This window comes from Paenibacillus sp. FSL R5-0517, from assembly GCF_037974355.1.
GTDB lineage: Bacteria > Bacillota > Bacilli > Paenibacillales > Paenibacillaceae > Paenibacillus.
Genome location: NZ_CP150235.1, coordinates 1,539,815 through 1,556,436, shown reverse-complemented (window position 1 = coordinate 1,556,436; position 16,622 = coordinate 1,539,815). Strand labels below are relative to the sequence as shown.

Sequence of the window (16,622 nt, the reverse complement as noted above, 5' to 3'; positions counted from 1 at the left end):
GCTGATTAAATGTTATGTTATCACGATCAAGTCAGGCGGAGAATGCTTTGGAGCCGGATTGGCAGCATCATTCGCAATTCCATTTCAGGTTTGAATGTGTATGAAATTCAATTTCATTCGCTTCTTTTTTCATGTTTGAGATCTAACATATCTTCCATAGTTTACCGATATAACATAAGAAATTAACGACATACATATAGAACGAAGGGGACGAGGAAAGCATGAGAACAGGGCATACATATTTACAACGCATCATCTGTACATTGCTGTTATTTACACTCATTGCAGCAGTGGCATTCGGAGGCGGGGGCGAAGCCCAGGCAGCTTCACTTAGCCAATCCACTGTGTATTATGAGTCCGACGGCGTTTTGTACAAAGTATCCGCGGATGGAAGCAATACAACAGAAGTATTAATTGATTTCCAAGGGGTGGACTTGCTCGCGGCAGGTTCTTATCTCTACTACACCCAGACTGCTTCTTCCACAACATTGCTTCGGGTTCCGAATGACGGGTCCAGCGATGCGGCAGAGACATTTGCAACAGATGTGCTCAGCTATTATACGGATAATGGATTCATCTATTATCTGGATGCTACAGGCACGATATATCGCGCTAATGGCAATAGTGACGCTTCAGCTGTTACCAAGATTGCGGACAAGGCTGATACCGACTTTCCGTTTCTCGTGGTAACCAAAGGGCGGGTTTACTATAACGCACTGGTTAATGGAAACACGTGGATCGTGTCCAAAACATCCAACGGTTCTGGAGCTGTGCAGCGAATTGCCGCAGGTGCAGTGGAAGGTCGTTATTTTACGAATCTGGCCAAAAACGAACTGCAACTCATGGTCAATACAGACCCATATGAGCAGTACTACTCTACCAATGCTGTTGTCATGTATAAGGTGAATTACAACACGGGCAAGGCCACTGCGGTAAATCCCAAAGCCAAACTGGATGTGAATGCAGTATACTCCGGTGGTTGGGGTAACAATCTTTACGTGTATAACAAAGGAATCGAGCTCGACAGTAACAAGGATTACAATTATGCCAAAGGCAAAGCGTTTGCGTTAACAACTTCAGCCAAAACACTTCAGCTTCATAACAAAAGCGTTCGGGAAGTAAGTGCTCTAGGTACAGACAAGGTTGTCCTTATTGATGCAGACAAGAAGGCTTATGCCAAAACGGTCTCCGGCAACAAAGTAACCAAGTCCGCCAACCTGAACCTGAACAATGTAACGTATGTTGCTAATCAATTGACCAATGGTACACCTACGGCTGCTTACATCTCGGGCAACAATGGTCTCTATTCGGTCAATACTACTCTCAAGGTAACCAAACTTACCAGTGACGAATGGGATGCATTCCATATCAGAGATGATGTTGCAGGCCTGTTCTACATCAATGCCAAAGATCAGTATCGCTTGTATCATGTGCAAACGGGCGGAACAGGCAAAAAAGTCATGAGTGACGTTTTCCTGGACAATATTCTATTGGTGACACCGTACTAATATATCCTGTTGATTCAAGCATGTAGCTCATTCTACGGACTTGTCCATAACAAAAAGGATTACCCTGCAGCCCTAGTGGCTCTTGGTAATCCTTTTTTGGTTGTCGAAAACTATTTGAAAAAACATCTTCCATATGAGAATGATAATTGTTATCATTAAGAAAATAAGACAAAAGGATGGTCCGTATGACTGAACAGTTTCCCTTCATTGCTGAAACCTCATCTCTACCGCTCCTCTCCTCCATGTGCCGTATGCGTCGCGGGGAGAATTTCCGTGTGCAAGGCAAGACGGTGTCCCGGCCCATGCTCTGTCTTATTTTACAAGGAGACGGTGTTCTGGTCCTGAATGATACAGCCTATCCGGCTCAAGCGGGCAGCATATATGTACTGAAGCCAGGTACAACCATCGAGGCCGCTGCTCGCTCGAAGGTGACCGAATGTATTTTGCTAAGCATGGATACCGTTCGTTTGCAGCAAGTGCGAGGCGAGTGGAAAATGACCTCTTCACCTGGCTTTCCGCTGGATTGGCAAACAGGCAGGTTGCTAGTTCGTCACGAGCAGCAGGCTGTATCACGTTTGGAACAACTGTATGAGACCTATCGGGGCTGTCAGCCAGATCACTTTATCAGCATACATGGCCAATTGCATGAACTGCTGCAGTTTCTCTCGGAGAACCGGCTGGAAGCCAATCATGAGAAAGTGGACCCTGCCTTGGAACGCAGCATTATGTATATGCGACGCTACATGAGTGAAGGAATCAGCATGGATCAGCTTGCGAAGATTGCCGGTCTCACACCCAGCTCCTATTCACGCAGTTTCAAGAAAGCCAAAGGCATGTCGCCGACCGATTATCTCAATCGTTTACGGATAGATGAAGCCAAAAAACAGCTGACCGAAGAAAACTGTATTCTTAAAGACGTCGCGGTATCTGTAGGGTATGGCAACGAGTATTATTTTAGCCGCAAATTCAAACAAACCTTGGGGATTGCTCCCAGCGTATATATGAAAAAAGATCAACTTCGCGTAGCTACGGCATCCATCATGGGATTCGATCAGAATCTGACTTCGCTTGGATTGCGCCCTGTAGCTGTGCTGGAAGGAGTTCTTGACCGGGAATCGGATGAATATGAACATGAACGTCAATTAACCAGACAATTAGATCAACTTCGGCATGCGAAGCCAGATCTGATCATCGGTGACTTTTACCACAAGCCCTATTACGATCGACTGAAAAATATTGCTCCCACCGTCATCTTGGAATCCACGGATGACTGGAAAGAGAACCATTTTCGCATAGCCGAACTGGTCGGACGCGAGAAGCAAGCGTTGCTAAACTTCAAGGAACTTGAGTTTCGCAAACTTGAAGCAGGATTGAACCTACAACCTTATTTCCGACAAAAACGGTTGACTCTGATGGAGGTCACGAATCAGTTCATTCGCTTACAAGGAACTGGCGAGCATCCATTAAATCATTTGTTGTATGCTGAATTGGGACTGCTCCCTGCCCAGATTATATCTCCCGACATCTCCCGGTATGATTATGCAGCAGATAGTATCCCCGTGCTGGACACGGATTACCTGTTGATTCACCGCGCTTCGCTTCAGCCTGCCAGTGAAAAGGTGTTCCGGCGCATGAAGCAAACGGCATCCTGGAATCGCTCCCCTGCCGTGTTACAAGGTAACGTTCACGATATCTCGAATTGGCATCAGTTATGCTGGACTCCAGGTGGCCAAATGCAGATACTGAATGAACTGCAACAGATTTCACAGCAGCCTGTAGCCTTTCCTCATGCAGGTCTGATTGGACATTAAATGTGAACATAGGTCGATACGATGGGCAAAGTTATCTTTTACATCGTGTTCCTTCATTATAATTCAGTAAGATATTGCACAAGCCAAAAGGGCCCTCTCCTCTAACGGAAAGGGCCCTTTGCATGTCATTATAGATGTTCCTTGATCTCTTCCTTCGGAACCAGCTTGTATATCTCTTCATCTTCCATGGTATCAATCAATCGATCCAACCATTTGTAATATGCTTCCGCTTGCAAAATCTTATGTTTGTCTTCCATCAGGGTCCGGATTAGTTCAACATCCGTCTCTTCATCCAGATCTTCAACTAGTCGATTCAGTTCTTCAATCGATTTGCGTAGAACCTGAAGGTTACTCTCCACGGCTTTTCTCCATTTAATCGCAAAATAATCCGTAAACGTCTGATGCCAGTCATATTCCACTTCATATAGGTCTTTTCTGGAGCCCTTGCTCCACACTTTATTTACCATTTTCAAATCCAGCAGTGTTCGTACACCTGTACTCATACTCGTTTTGCTCATTTCCATTTCCCGTCCCATATCGTCAAGGGTCATTGGTTTGTCTGCAAAAAATAGCAATCCATATAAGTGTCCCGTAGACAGCGTAACCCCGTAAAGATCCATATTACGTCCAATGGCTTCAATAACGCGCTTACGAATCTTCAGCACGGTTGCCTGCTGTTCCTCTTGTAAATGGTCCAAGCCCATGCTTGCAACCTCCATTCTGAACATTCCACAGTCTTTGGCGAAATCATTGCAACACTTTAAAAGTCCTGCTTACATGGGAAAGCTCTCGGCCGGACATCATATATGCCAGAGGGCTTTCATTCACCCAATGTATGAAAATGGGAACTTTACCAGGCTACAATTGCCTATGACTATCTTTTAACCAAAAAATTCAGCTTCAATTCAGCTCATTTTCTATTGTAGGAAAAGCATTGTCAAATGTAAAGCTGCCTTATAAGCCAGAATAAGGAGAATGACGGAGTATTTGGACGAAAAACTTTGTACAGTTTTTACTGTACAAACATTATGTACTGTTTATTCGGTTGATATACTGGTTAAGTATTGTTAGTATTAAACTCGTTACCCAGAAAGACGGGAAGCGAAGCAACAACTACCGGATTTCGTGGCTGGGCGCATAAGTGTATGGGCTTATGGATGCTGAAAGCCGTTCGAAGTGCACAACACATCAGAAGGGGTGAAAACATGACCATACTTGAAGTGAAAAACGTAAGTAAATTGTTTGGGCCCCAAACCGAGCAAGGTCTGCAATTACTGGAGCAAGGTTGGGGTAAAGAAAAGTTGGCCAAAGAAAAACAGATAACGGTTGGTGTCAACCGGGTCAACATGGATATTAAGGAAGGCGAGATTTTCGTTATTATGGGGCTGTCCGGGAGTGGTAAATCCACACTGGTTCGGATGTTCAATCGTCTGATTGAACCAACATCCGGAGAAATTCTGGTCCATGGTAAGGATCTACGCAAGATGAACAAAGAACAATTGCGCGAAGTGCGCCGGAAAACGATTAGCATGGTCTTCCAGAAGTTTGCGTTATTCCCGCACCGTACCGTTCTTGATAATGTGGAGTATGGATTGGAAATACAAAAAGTAGATAAGGAAGTTCGCCGGGAGAAGGCAAAAACCTCACTTGAGCTGGTTGGCCTGAAAGGCTGGGAAGACAAAATGCCAGATGAACTCAGTGGCGGGATGCAGCAACGTGTCGGCTTGGCGCGTGCACTTGCCAATGACCCGGAAGTACTACTAATGGATGAAGCCTTCAGTGCACTTGATCCATTGATTCGTCGTGATATGCAAGATGAGTTGATCGAGCTTCAGGATAAAATGAAAAAGACCATTATTTTCATTACCCATGACTTGGACGAAGCGCTGCGCATCGGCGATCGTATTGCCCTCATGAAAGACGGCGCAGTTGTGCAGATTGGTACACCGGAAGAGATTATGATTCAACCGGCCAACTCATACGTGGCCCGCTTCGTCGAAGACGTGGATCTGTCCAAGGTCCTTACAGCATCCCACGTAATGCGTCGCCCTGAAACGATTACACTTGATCGTGGTCCTCGTGTTGCCCTCGAATTAATGCGCGAACGCGGAATTTCCAACCTGTTTGTCATTGACCGTTCGAAAAAACTGCTTGGTGTCATCACAGCTGAAGATGCTACCCGTGCGATGCGCGAAAATAAAGTATTAAACGACATTCTGATCACAGACGGGCCTACTGTTGCGCCTGAGACTTTGATTCATGAATTATTCGAAATGGTAAGTTCAGCCCATGTGCCTCTCGCTGTTGTTGGTGAGAATGGCCGTCTGCAAGGTGTTATCGTCCGCGGTGCCCTGCTGGGTGCACTTAGCGGTGAAGTTGCAGTAAAGGAGGAACTTGTGAATGATTCCCAAAATACCACTAGCATCGTGGATTGAATCCATCGTTGACTGGATGAGCTCCTCGCTCTCCGGATTGTTTAATGTAATCTCTGTTGTTATTCAGGCAGTAGTCGGATTCTTCTCCGGGCTGTTCATGTTGCCCCATCCGCTTCTGTTCATTGCGATACTGGGTGTTCTAGCGTTCCTCGTAGGTCGCCTCCCATTGACACTATTTACGGTGATTGGATTCTTACTGGTAGATAACCTTGGGTACTGGTCCCAATCCATGGACACACTCGGCCTGGTTATCACTTCAGGATTAATCTCCATTCTGATTGGTGTTCCGGTCGGAATCTGGCTGGCATATAGCAAAACTGCAGCACGCATAATCACACCGCTGCTTGACTTCATGCAGACAATGCCTGCATTTGTCTACTTGCTGCCTGCAGTTACATTCTTTAGCCTTGGTGTCGTACCAGGTGTTATCGCATCCGTTATTTTTGCGATTCCACCAACGATTCGTCTGACTCATCTGGGTATCAGACAAGTATCTGGCGAATTGGTTGAAGCAGCCGATGCATTCGGCTCGACCTCCATGCAGAAGTTGTTCAAAGTACAGCTTCCACTCGCTTTGCCTACCGTGATGTCCGGTATTAACCAGACGATCATGTTGTCATTGTCCATGGTTGTTATTGCATCCATGATCGGTGCACAAGGTATTGGTGCGGAAGTCTATCGTGCGGTAACACAGCTGCAAATCGGTAAAGGTTTTGAAGCCGGTCTTGCCGTTGTTGTACTCGCGATTGTATTGGACCGTTTTACACAAAATCTGTTTATGCCAGGTCGCAAAAAGACCTCACGCGTTACAGCAAAGCAAAAAGCATGGATCACGGCTGCGGCAACATTCCTTGTGCTTGTCGCTGGTTTCTCACAATACTTCGTTGGTGGCACAACTTCCGCTGGTGGCAACAATTCAGCAGCCAACGCTGTAGGTAAAGAAGTTAATTATCAGATTATTGGTATCGATCCAGGGGCGGGTATCATGAAGTCCGCTGCAAAAGCGATTGAAGACTACAAGCTGACTGACTGGACTCTGATTGAAGGCTCTGGTGCAGCCATGACAGCCACGCTGGACAAAGCAATCAAAAATGAAGAACCTATCATCATTACAGGTTGGACTCCGCACTGGATGTTCAACAAATATGACCTGAAATATTTGGAAGATCCAGAGAAATCTTTTGGTGATGCGGAGGAGATTCATACCATCGCCCGTAAAGGTTTGAAAGAAGATCACCCTGTTGCGTATGAATTCCTGTCCCGATTTAAGTGGACATCCGATGAAATGGGTGAAATGATGACTGCCATTCAGGAAGGTACCTCTGCTGAAGAAGCAGCTAAAGCATATGCCGAGAAGCATGCTGATCAGGTTGCTGAGTGGACCAAAGGTCTGACTCCAGTGAACGGTGATGCATTCAAACTAAGCTATGTGGCTTGGGATTCCGAAATCGCAAGTACCAACTTGCTGAAATATGTGATGGAAAACGAACTTGGTTACAAAGTTAACGCTCTGCAAGTAGAAGCTGGGCCAATGTGGACAGGTGTTGCCTCAGGCGATGTAGATGCCTCTCCAGCAGCTTGGTTGCCATTGACACACGCTGACTACTGGGAACGTTATAAAGACCAGGTGGACGACCTGGGTGCAAACATGACGGGTGTACGTACGGGCCTCGTGGTTCCTAAATACATGACGGATGTAAATTCGATTGCAGATCTGGAGACAGGTGCTACTTCTTCCTCCGCTCCATCGGCAAGTGCCAATGTAGGTAAAGAGGTCAATCATCAAATTATCGGTATCGATCCGGGTGCCGGAATTATGAGATCTACAGCAAGCGCCATTGAGAAATATGGTTTGTCTGACTGGAAACTGGTTGAAGGTTCAGGAGCCGCAATGACAGCTACGCTGGATAAAGCAGTAAAAAATAAGGAACCGGTCATCGTTACTGGTTGGACACCACATTGGATGTTCAACGCGTATGATCTGAAATATCTGGAGGATCCAGAAGGCGTCTACGGTGAAGCCGAGCAGATTCATACCATTGCCCGCAAAGGGTTAAAGGAAGACAAACCTGTCGCTTATGAATTCCTTGATCGCTTCTCTTGGACAACCGAAGAGATGGGTGAGATTATGATCGCTATTCAGAATGGAGAAGATGCTCAGCAAGCTGCTGCCGCTTATGCAGAAAAGCATAGTGACCAGGTGGCTGAGTGGACCAAAGGTCTAACTCCAGTGAATGGTGACCCCATCAAACTAAGTTATGTAGCCTGGGACTCCGAAATCGCAAGTACCAACTTGCTGGAGTATGTTCTGAAGGAAAAACTCGGTTACAACGTAACTTCTCTTCAAGTTGAAATTGGTCCAATGTGGACTGGCATCGCCAACGGTGATGTAGATGCTACGCCAGCTGCGTGGTTACCACTTACTTCATCCGATTATTACAACAAGTATAAGGATCAGATCGATGATCTCGGTCCGAATATGGACGGTGCCAAAACAGGTCTGGTTGTTCCAACCTATATGGACATCAACTCTATTGAAGATTTAAAAGATAATTAAACCAGTTTGAGATGGTTAAACCTGAATTTGGTAAAAAGACCACCGAAATTTTTCGGTGGTCTTTTTGAGTAACGAATCGGAGACGCCTTATTCAAGGATATCAACTGATTCCAGTAATCTAAAGAACCTGAGACATCCTATATCAGAATAAAACAGTCATTTGCATTGCTTTTATTAGAGATTCCAGTAAATAACGTGCCTGATGTTCCTTACTTTGTAAAAAGAAGAGCTGAAGGCGAAATAAGGCGTCCTGAGTTCCTTAGAGAATTAACTACCTTTCCCCAAGGATAGAGGCATTGACTTCAAGACATTTTAAAATACTAATCTCCACACCCTAACTAGTCTCAAAAATCTCAAGCATAAAGCTAGACGTACTAATTGTTACCTTCTACATTAAAGGCTGTATAACTGAATTATGTACTCAGGCTCTACAAATTTTTTCTTTTCTTTTCTATTCCTACACTTTATCAATCAGTAGCAGTAATACACCAATGACAATCATGACAACACCGAGAATACCATATACCACTCTTGCGCCCTGCCGTCCAATGGTCTTCACAAAAATCCCTGCTCGAAAGCTCTTCATAAACCAGTCCCAATTGTTGATCCCACCGAGCAAACTAAAAATTCCTGCCGCGATGGCAAATAGTGCGATTAATACGGGTTGTTCTTGCATTTCGTCAACACTCCTTCAATATAATCCTGTCTACTATACCTTCGCTTGGTGAAAATGAACAGGCATTAATTAGTAAAAAAACAGCTCGCAGATGGAAGCCTGCGAGCTGTTCTAAACCGTCTGTATATGCGTTTATTGCTTTTGCAATTCAATTGCCGACAATAACAAGGTCACCACTTCCGCACGTGTTGCTTCAACGAGAGGGTTAAATCTATTTTGCCCTGTTCCCTTCACCAGTCCTGCATCATAAGCAGCAGCGATGTATGGAACAGCCCAGGTTGGTACTTTATCTGCGTCCGCGAAACTCAGTGTCGGATTGGACTGTACCGGAAGACCGAGTGCTCTGACGAGCATAACCGTCATCTCTACACGAGATACTTTGCCCGATGAACGGAAGGTATCATCCGTATACCCGCTAATGATGCCTTGCTCCACTGCCTGGGCAATAAAGGTTTGCGCCCACGCAGGTATGCCAGCAGCATCCTTAAACGTCAAAGCCTTGTTGCTGGCTGGAAGTTCAAATGCTCTTGCCAGCATAACAATGAATTCGGCGCGTGTGGCTGGTGCATTTGGACGGAAATTACCATCCTGATACCCGTTCACAATTCCCCGGGAAATGGCCTGCTCAATGGCAGCTGCTGCCCAGTGATTCCCGATATCTTTCAGGTCTACACCCGGAGTGGTTGGACTCGTACCTCCTTCATTACCAGGAACGGTTGGTGTAGTAGGGTTCGTAGGGTTGGTTGGCGTAGTCGGTGTGGTTGGAGTTACCGGCTGAGTAGGTGTTGTAGATCCTCCACCACTGTTGCCACTGCCCGGATTACTGCCATTATTGCCGCCACCATTACCAGGGTTACTTCCATTTCCGTCACCAGGAAGTGGCGTGCCCTTCAGATCCATACTGCGTCCTTCGGTCTTTTGATTAACTGTACCTACACGGTCCAGATGTTCATGGAAGATTTCATAATCGACCAGATTCAATTCGTAGAATCGATTATCATCTTTCGCCGTTCTCATCGCACGATAGAAGTCTCCACCGTTAGCCATGAATGAATTGGTAGCAACGATATAATACCCGTTCGGATCGATATCCGAGTACGTACCATCTGCATTTTTAATCTGAACTTTGACCACACGTTGGCCCTCTTGGGTTACGGTGTTGGTCGTAGCATCAATTTTTTCGCCCGGTTTCGTGGAATCGTAGTAGAACCGCATACCTGCCACTTGCGGGAAGCGCCCTTCTCCTGTTTCCACACCACTTACTCCATTTTCCAGCGCGGCTGTGATTTCCTTACCTGTCATTTTTAACGCAGACAGGTTATTACCGAATGGCATCACAGTCAAGAGATTACCCAGCGTAATATCGCCTGTCTGGAATGAAGCTCGAATGCCGCCGCCGTTCTGGATCGCGATGTATCCTTTGACATCATTCTCCTTTACAATGGATTTCACTTTTTCCAGCATGCCGTCTGTCATCAGGTTTCCTAGATTGGTTTCCTGTTTCCGCACAGTGCCCCGTTCTCCATCCAGGAAGACATTCGTTTTACCGATAACCGTTTTCTTGAATTGTTCCAACTGAGGCGCATAATCTTTCAGCTTGTTTGCGGCTTCCACATCATCAGCATAGACGAATTGGTCGTTAGCATCTTTTGCATCCAGACTCAGCAATTTGCCGTTCCACTTTTTCAATATACCTGCTTCATTAAACGTAACATCCAATTGACCAAGAGACACGTCATATTCACCAGTTTGTACAACCAATGTCGGCTCATCCTGGCTGCCCACCATAATCGGTTCTTTCAGAATGGTGTGTGAATGCCCACCTACCACAATGTCGATTCCTTCTACGGACTCAGCTAATTTCAGATCCTCTGAGTAGCCGAGGTGAGTCAAAGCAATGATTTTATTGATACCTTCATTTTGCAGCATCTGTACGGTTGCTTGTGCACTTGCCTTATAATCTACAAACTTCAAGTCATCTCCCGGTGAAGAAAGAGATACTGTATCCGGTGTCGTCAGTCCAAAAATACCAACTCGCTCACCATTCACTTCCGTAATAATCGCCGGATAGATCTCGGATTTTTCACCAGGATTCCCGATGTTATCGTTGTACAAACCACTCAAATTCGCATCTTTTGAATAATCAATATTGGCGCTCACGAATGGGAATTCTGCTTTCTCAATAAATTCTTTCAGTACGCTCGGACCTTTATCAAACTCATGATTACCGAAGGTCATGGCATCGTATCCGATCATGTTCATGAACTCCAGATCAGCCAAACCATTAAACAGATTGAAGTACAATGTGCCTGAGAAAACGTCCCCTGCATCCAGCACCAACGTGTTATCATTGCGTGCTTCCTTGATTGCCGTAACTCGGCGCGGAATGTTATCCAGATGCGCATGGGTATCGTTCGTGTGCAGTACGCGCAGGTTGAAGTCTCCTTCTTCCACCGGCTCTCCAATACTTAATTGTGCGAGCAGTGGATCATGGTCACTCACCCGTCCATCCGCTGCCTCAAAATCTGCATTCACATGCACCACTTCGATGGCTGCCGTTTCAGTCAGATTTTTGCTCACCAGGATGTGATCCAGCGTCTGAGAGTTGCCGTCGTAGATGTAGGAGTACCGCTGGTTTTCTGGCAGTTCGTTTACCAAATTGTCCAGTTCATTACCCTCAACAATGTTCAAGGTATTTGAGAATTGGAAGTCATTGAAATCACCGAGAACAGCAACATTTACCTCTGGGTCTTTATCTAGTAAGTCTTTCACAAAGCCATTCACCAGCGCAGCTTGCTTCGCACGTTGAACTTCACTGCTTCGAGTGGCAGGCTGTATGCTTCCAAACGGTTTCAGGTCTCCGCCTTTGGAATTGAAGTGGTTGGCAATCACCACTACACGTTCACCATTGAATTCGAATTCAGCGGCAAGCGGTTTGCGGGAGCTGGCGAACGCCTCATCCCCTGGTGCAATACGACCCGGGTTATTGGAGAGACTGCCGTCAGCGCCTACCTGAATTGCTGTTGTCGCATTACCTTTAATTCCTTCTTTCAAGGACACTCTTGATTCCTTATATAGGAACCCAACTCGAATGTTGGCACCTGGTGCTCCGCCATCCTTGTTATTTTCCGGAGCGATATCTGTGTATTTATACGTGGGACCACCTTTGGCAGCAATTGCATCAATTAAAGTCTGGAAGCTCGCATCCGCAGCAGTGTTTCCACTGTCGGTTGCTCCATCATTATCTTGTACTTCCATAATGCCAATAATATCTGGATTTTTCAGATTATTTACAACAATACCGCCAATTTTAACCGCTCTAGCCGCATCCTTTTGACTGAAATTCTCTACATTGAACGTTGCAATCGTTAATTTGTCATCCGTAGGTTGAATATTGGTTATGGCTTGTGCAAGAGAACTCGGTGTGATTGCCGGAAGATTACCCTCAGGAATCACTTTAAAGTTCCCATTGGAGTATGTCATAACCCCTTTCACAGAGCCATCCAGCTTGTCTCCCGTTTTGACCGCTTGGGATGGTTTTTTATTGATGAACAGTCGTTGCGGATTAAGTGAACTCTCAAACGGCTCTACACCATCTCCTGTCAGAATGACGCCTCCTGCAGGTGTTCGTAACGGATTGTTCGGACCATTATCGATTACGACTGCCAGCCCTGGCTCACTTGAATACGGACCGACAATCGTGGCTTGATCGAGTTGCACCCTCATGCCTTCCAAGCTCTCGTAAAAGTCGATTGCATCCACATCCGGATTAAACTCACCGAACTGATCCGAATCAATGACGTTAGGGATCATTCGTCCGTCCTTCCCAAGGATCACAGGTTCAGGCAGTGTCTGATTTTCACCCTCAACCGTAATTGCTGTAGCCACTATTTCTGTTGTCGCCAGCTCGGTCGTTGCTGTCGCATATTCCTTCACTTGACCGGATACGCTGACTTTGTTGCCTACCGCCATGCCATGAGTGGATTTATAAATAAGGATACCCTCAGATGTTTTTATATCGTCATCTTCCATGCCAGGGATCTCCTGCATATAGAACGAACTTGCATTTACAATATGAGTCACGATACCTTCAACATTCTGGACAGCCAGACCATCATACAGGGAGCTATGAGATGCGCCTTGTATATCGTGAATTCTCAGGTTGTCCAGTTCCTGAAGAACGGTGTACGTAAAGCTATATACATGACTTGTATTGCCGCCTGATACGGCGATCGCTTTAACCACGGTATCTTCGTCTACTGTAATCGGGCCACTATAAAGCGTAGATGTTTGGGTTGGTTCTGTTCCATCAACCGAATAATAAATTTCCGCTCCTGCTGTTGGTGAGGATAAGGTCACGGTTGATCCTTTGACAATACCACCTGACGGAACACTAGCTGTAACAGAAAGCAGATTTTCGACAACATCCGTTGCTGTACGCGGGATTAGTTCCAGTCCATAGCTTGTGTGGTAAGTCATGACACCTGTCACTTTTTCGTATGTTTTGCCTGTTGATAGTGCAGTGGGGCTATTCTTGGCATAGATCGTGATCTCTCCACCATCGACATCTGTCGCAAAAAAGGTGGAACTACTGCTTCTTGTCACTGTAACCCCATGAACTTCGACAAGCATTCCTTCATAAATGCCGCCCGCACCCTTACCTCCGCCTTCAGCAGGTGTAAAATCCTTGGAGGTCAATACAAGCGGTTCAGGAATTTCTTGTGCTTTGTCTAAAATCTTGATATATCCGCCTGGAAATCCTGCTTTATCCTTCTCGATCTGGAGCAGACCGTTATAAATGGTGAGCGGACCATATGCTTCTATCCGGTCACCGGGCTCCACAGTTGAATCCGTGCCCCGAATGACGATACCGGCATTCTCATCCTGAATGTATAGATTTGCCATCCCTCCGGATTCCTCTCGATAGGTGACAATCCCCTGAACGGTAACTGAAGTGTTTTCCGGTTTGTTTCTGGCATCAGAGATTAAGATTGGCGTATTGTCCACGATGGTGTAATTAAACAAAGCAATTGCACTATCCAGCAAGCCTTCTTTATGTGCATAGGCTTCAATGTGTATGGCATTATTTACCGTAATGGGAACTGTGTAAGGAAGAAACGCATTTTCATCATTTAACTTGTAATATACGGCAGCACCGACTGTAGTTGTTCCTAGGGTCACCTGTGTTCCTGCCGGAACTTCCCCTGAAGATGGGTTAGCTGTAACATTGGCTACTTCCGTTTCGGGTGTCTCATCCATGAGCTGAAAGGTTGTTGATGCAACGGAGCGTATACCTTTAGAAGTGAAATATTGAGATAACGTACCGTTGTTAATACGCACTTTGGATTGATACAAGGAGGGATTGCTTAGTAGTCCGAACGTGCTGCGAGGAACAGATGTGGGTACCTGCACAGGCATCATTTTGCTAATATCTCTTTCGGTTGGACTATCCGCAATAGCAAAATTGGTGTCTACAGTAAAGGGTGGATTCGAATTTACACTTGGACCGTTGCTGTAGGTCCCTACAACATAACCTTCAACTGTAGCGGTTGAATCATCCGAACCAAGAGCGAGCGCCTGTGTAACCGTTAATGGCTCGTCAGCTGCGGCGGCTTTGCTGTTGAATAAGCCAGCAGGTATAGCTCCGGTAATCAACAGCACCACAGCTAAGAATAATCGAAGCCAACTCTTTATTTGCTTACTTTGCATCTTTCTCCTACCCCCATGTTATGAATTTTCAATCATTTGTTCAGACAGCTTGTACATTAGTTCAAATATAAGATAACTGAATAAGCGACCTGTGTAAACAATATTTCTTCGTTATGAAAGAAAATAGAACATATACATTACAAAAATAAACAAAATCACATCATTCTCTTTCATATAGGACTAATAACGGGTACTAATTGTGACTTTTTGAACCTTATATCTACCATGTCTGTGCATAAAAAACTAATTTGCGTCATCTAAACTAACATACAAAATGTAAAGCATATCTTCTTTCGACATTTTGTGATAACACCTATGACTCCATACATCAAGAAAAGTCCAACTTAAGTCTCACTGGTTAAAATTCATAAAATCATAAAGACACGACGATCAGGAATGATCGCCGCATCTTTATTTTGAGATTAGCCTACAATTATTTTTTCACCGTACTGTTATACTGCGCAATTTTGTCCGTAATTTGTTTGGCTGCTGCATCCAATGCTTCTTGCGGTGTACCTTGTCCATTCAGGACCGTTTCAATCGCTCCTTCGACAAGTTGTCGCGCTTCAGGGAATACACCCATTAATGCCCCGGATGTTGCTGTCGAATCCGCGGAAGCGTGCAATTGATCGACGGCTGTCTGGAATTGCGGGTACTTCGCCATATTATCCTTTAATACTTGCTCATTGTAGGCTGCTGTCGTAATAGGGAAATATCCTGTCGCAACGCTCCAGTTCGCTTGCACCTCTGGTGTAGCCAAATACTTGATGAATTCCCATGCTGCTTGCTGTTGCGCTTCCGATTTGTTATTCATGATGTACAGGCTTGCTCCGCCAACCACAACGCCACCCTCTTTGGCATCTGACGGACGAGGCAGGAAGCCTGTTCCCAGTTCAAACTTGCCACCTGAACCTTCCACGATTTTGCGCAGGCCAGCCGTGGAATCCAGAGTCATACCAATCTGCTGAGCGGTAAATGCTGCTGTTGTATCGTCTGTGCTACGCCCCAGATTGGAGAGGGTTTTCTCGTCGATCATCTTTTTCCACCACGTTAACGTCTTCACGCCTGCTTCGGAATTCAACAGAGACTCTGTAGCTGCTTCCGTTCTTCCGTTACCATTGTTTACATAATCTGCATTCTGGTTTGCAAAGAACTGTTCCATGAACCAGCCGTAGATCGCCATGGACGCACCTGGCTTGCCGTCTTTCGCCAATGCTTTCGCCGCCTGCTCAAACTCTTCATACGTCTTCGGCGGGTTCTCCGGGTCCAGACCTGCTGCTTTGAACATATCCTTGTTGTAGTACAGGATCGGGTTGGATGTGTTAAACGGCATGGCATTCAATTTGCCATCAATCGTGTAATATCGGATGATGTTTGGTTCCAGTTGGGACAGATCGAACTGATCCTTGTCGATGAACTGTTGTACCGGCGTAATCATGCCTGAATCAATCATGAATTTGCTGCCAATCTCGTAGACCTGGATAATGTCAGGACCGCTGTCCGAGCCCATGGATGCTTTAAGTTTGTTCAGACTCTCATCGTACTTCCCTTGATAGATGGGCTTCACCTGAATGTTCGGATGACTGGCGTTAAAATCAGAGGCGAGTTGATTAATGGCTTTCTCCCCTGCGCCAGACATGGAGTGCCACCACGTCAGTTGTGTTGTTTCGGCGGCAGCCGCTTCTGCTTGAGCGCCACTCGCCGGGCTACTTGTTTCCGCTTTTGTTCCGCAAGCTGAGATAACCAACATGAGTGCTGCCAGCATTAATGCAAATGTTCCTCTTTTTTTCAACCGAAATCGCTCTCCTTTTATATGGCTCGCGCAATCATAAGTGCATAGGTGCTGCAAGATGGCCGTTCCGGATATGAATCGTTCTTTTGATCGCTGTTATCCCCGGATTTTTTTCATTCCCCCTCTCAAAGGGG

Annotated in this window: 8 protein-coding genes; 4 read left to right on the top strand and 4 right to left on the bottom strand. The window is 45.7% G+C overall.

Annotated features, from left to right (window positions below):
• Positions 1 to 221: 221 nt before the first annotated feature.
• Together MKX40_RS06740 and MKX40_RS06735 are read left to right on the top strand one after the other, a co-directional pair.
• Positions 222 to 1,508, top strand: coding sequence for a DUF5050 domain-containing protein (locus tag MKX40_RS06740; protein ID WP_339240351.1), 1,287 nt, complete (start codon positions 222 to 224; stop codon positions 1,506 to 1,508).
• Positions 1,509 to 1,693: 185 nt separating this feature from the next.
• Complete coding sequence (locus MKX40_RS06735; protein ID WP_339240350.1) at positions 1,694 to 3,319, top strand: helix-turn-helix domain-containing protein; 1,626 nt, start codon at positions 1,694 to 1,696, stop codon at positions 3,317 to 3,319.
• A gap of 128 nt (positions 3,320 to 3,447) precedes the next feature.
• On the opposite strand, the gene MKX40_RS06730 is transcribed toward MKX40_RS06735, so the two are convergent.
• The gene (locus tag MKX40_RS06730; protein ID WP_339240349.1) at positions 3,448 to 4,023 is read right to left on the bottom strand and encodes a GbsR/MarR family transcriptional regulator; all 576 of its coding nucleotides are present in this window, start codon (positions 4,021 to 4,023) and stop codon (positions 3,448 to 3,450) included.
• Positions 4,024 to 4,524: 501 nt separating this feature from the next.
• Here MKX40_RS06730 and MKX40_RS06725 point away from each other — a divergent pair.
• Positions 4,525 to 5,754, top strand: coding sequence for a glycine betaine/L-proline ABC transporter ATP-binding protein (locus tag MKX40_RS06725; protein WP_339240348.1), 1,230 nt, complete (start codon positions 4,525 to 4,527; stop codon positions 5,752 to 5,754).
• Positions 5,720 to 8,311, top strand: a complete 2,592-nt coding sequence (locus MKX40_RS06720) for a glycine betaine ABC transporter substrate-binding protein (RefSeq protein ID WP_339240347.1) — start codon at positions 5,720 to 5,722, stop codon at positions 8,309 to 8,311. The genes MKX40_RS06725 and MKX40_RS06720 overlap by 35 nt, the downstream gene beginning before the upstream one ends.
• A 457-nt stretch (positions 8,312 to 8,768) precedes the next feature.
• Here MKX40_RS06720 and MKX40_RS06715 read toward each other — a convergent pair whose 3' ends face one another.
• The 3 genes from MKX40_RS06715 to MKX40_RS06705 all read right to left on the bottom strand — a co-directional run bounded on the left by MKX40_RS06715 (position 8,769) and on the right by MKX40_RS06705 (position 16,488).
• Complete coding sequence (locus tag MKX40_RS06715) at positions 8,769 to 8,987, bottom strand: immunity 17 family protein (RefSeq protein WP_339240345.1); 219 nt, start codon at positions 8,985 to 8,987, stop codon at positions 8,769 to 8,771.
• A 132-nt stretch (positions 8,988 to 9,119) separates the two neighbouring features.
• Complete coding sequence (locus tag MKX40_RS06710) at positions 9,120 to 14,696, bottom strand: 5'-nucleotidase C-terminal domain-containing protein (protein ID WP_339240344.1); 5,577 nt, start codon at positions 14,694 to 14,696, stop codon at positions 9,120 to 9,122.
• Between the two features lie 433 nt (positions 14,697 to 15,129).
• Positions 15,130 to 16,488, bottom strand: a complete 1,359-nt coding sequence (locus MKX40_RS06705; RefSeq protein ID WP_339240343.1) for an ABC transporter substrate-binding protein — start codon at positions 16,486 to 16,488, stop codon at positions 15,130 to 15,132.
• Positions 16,489 to 16,622 lie beyond the last annotated feature (134 nt).

Excerpts from the sequence above, each read along its gene's own strand:
- MKX40_RS06725 (WP_339240348.1), top strand. The coding sequence starts at position 4,525 with ATGACCATACTTGAAGTGAAAAACGTAAGTAAATTGTTTGGGCCCCAA.
- MKX40_RS06735 (WP_339240350.1), top strand. The coding sequence starts at position 1,694 with ATGACTGAACAGTTTCCCTTCATTGCTGAAACCTCATCTCTACCGCTC.
- MKX40_RS06715 (WP_339240345.1), bottom strand. The coding sequence starts at position 8,987 with ATGCAAGAACAACCCGTATTAATCGCACTATTTGCCATCGCGGCAGGA.
- MKX40_RS06740 (WP_339240351.1), top strand. The coding sequence starts at position 222 with ATGAGAACAGGGCATACATATTTACAACGCATCATCTGTACATTGCTG.
- MKX40_RS06710 (WP_339240344.1), bottom strand. The coding sequence starts at position 14,696 with ATGCAAAGTAAGCAAATAAAGAGTTGGCTTCGATTATTCTTAGCTGTG.
- MKX40_RS06730 (WP_339240349.1), bottom strand. The coding sequence starts at position 4,023 with ATGGGCTTGGACCATTTACAAGAGGAACAGCAGGCAACCGTGCTGAAG.
- MKX40_RS06720 (WP_339240347.1), top strand. The coding sequence starts at position 5,720 with ATGATTCCCAAAATACCACTAGCATCGTGGATTGAATCCATCGTTGAC.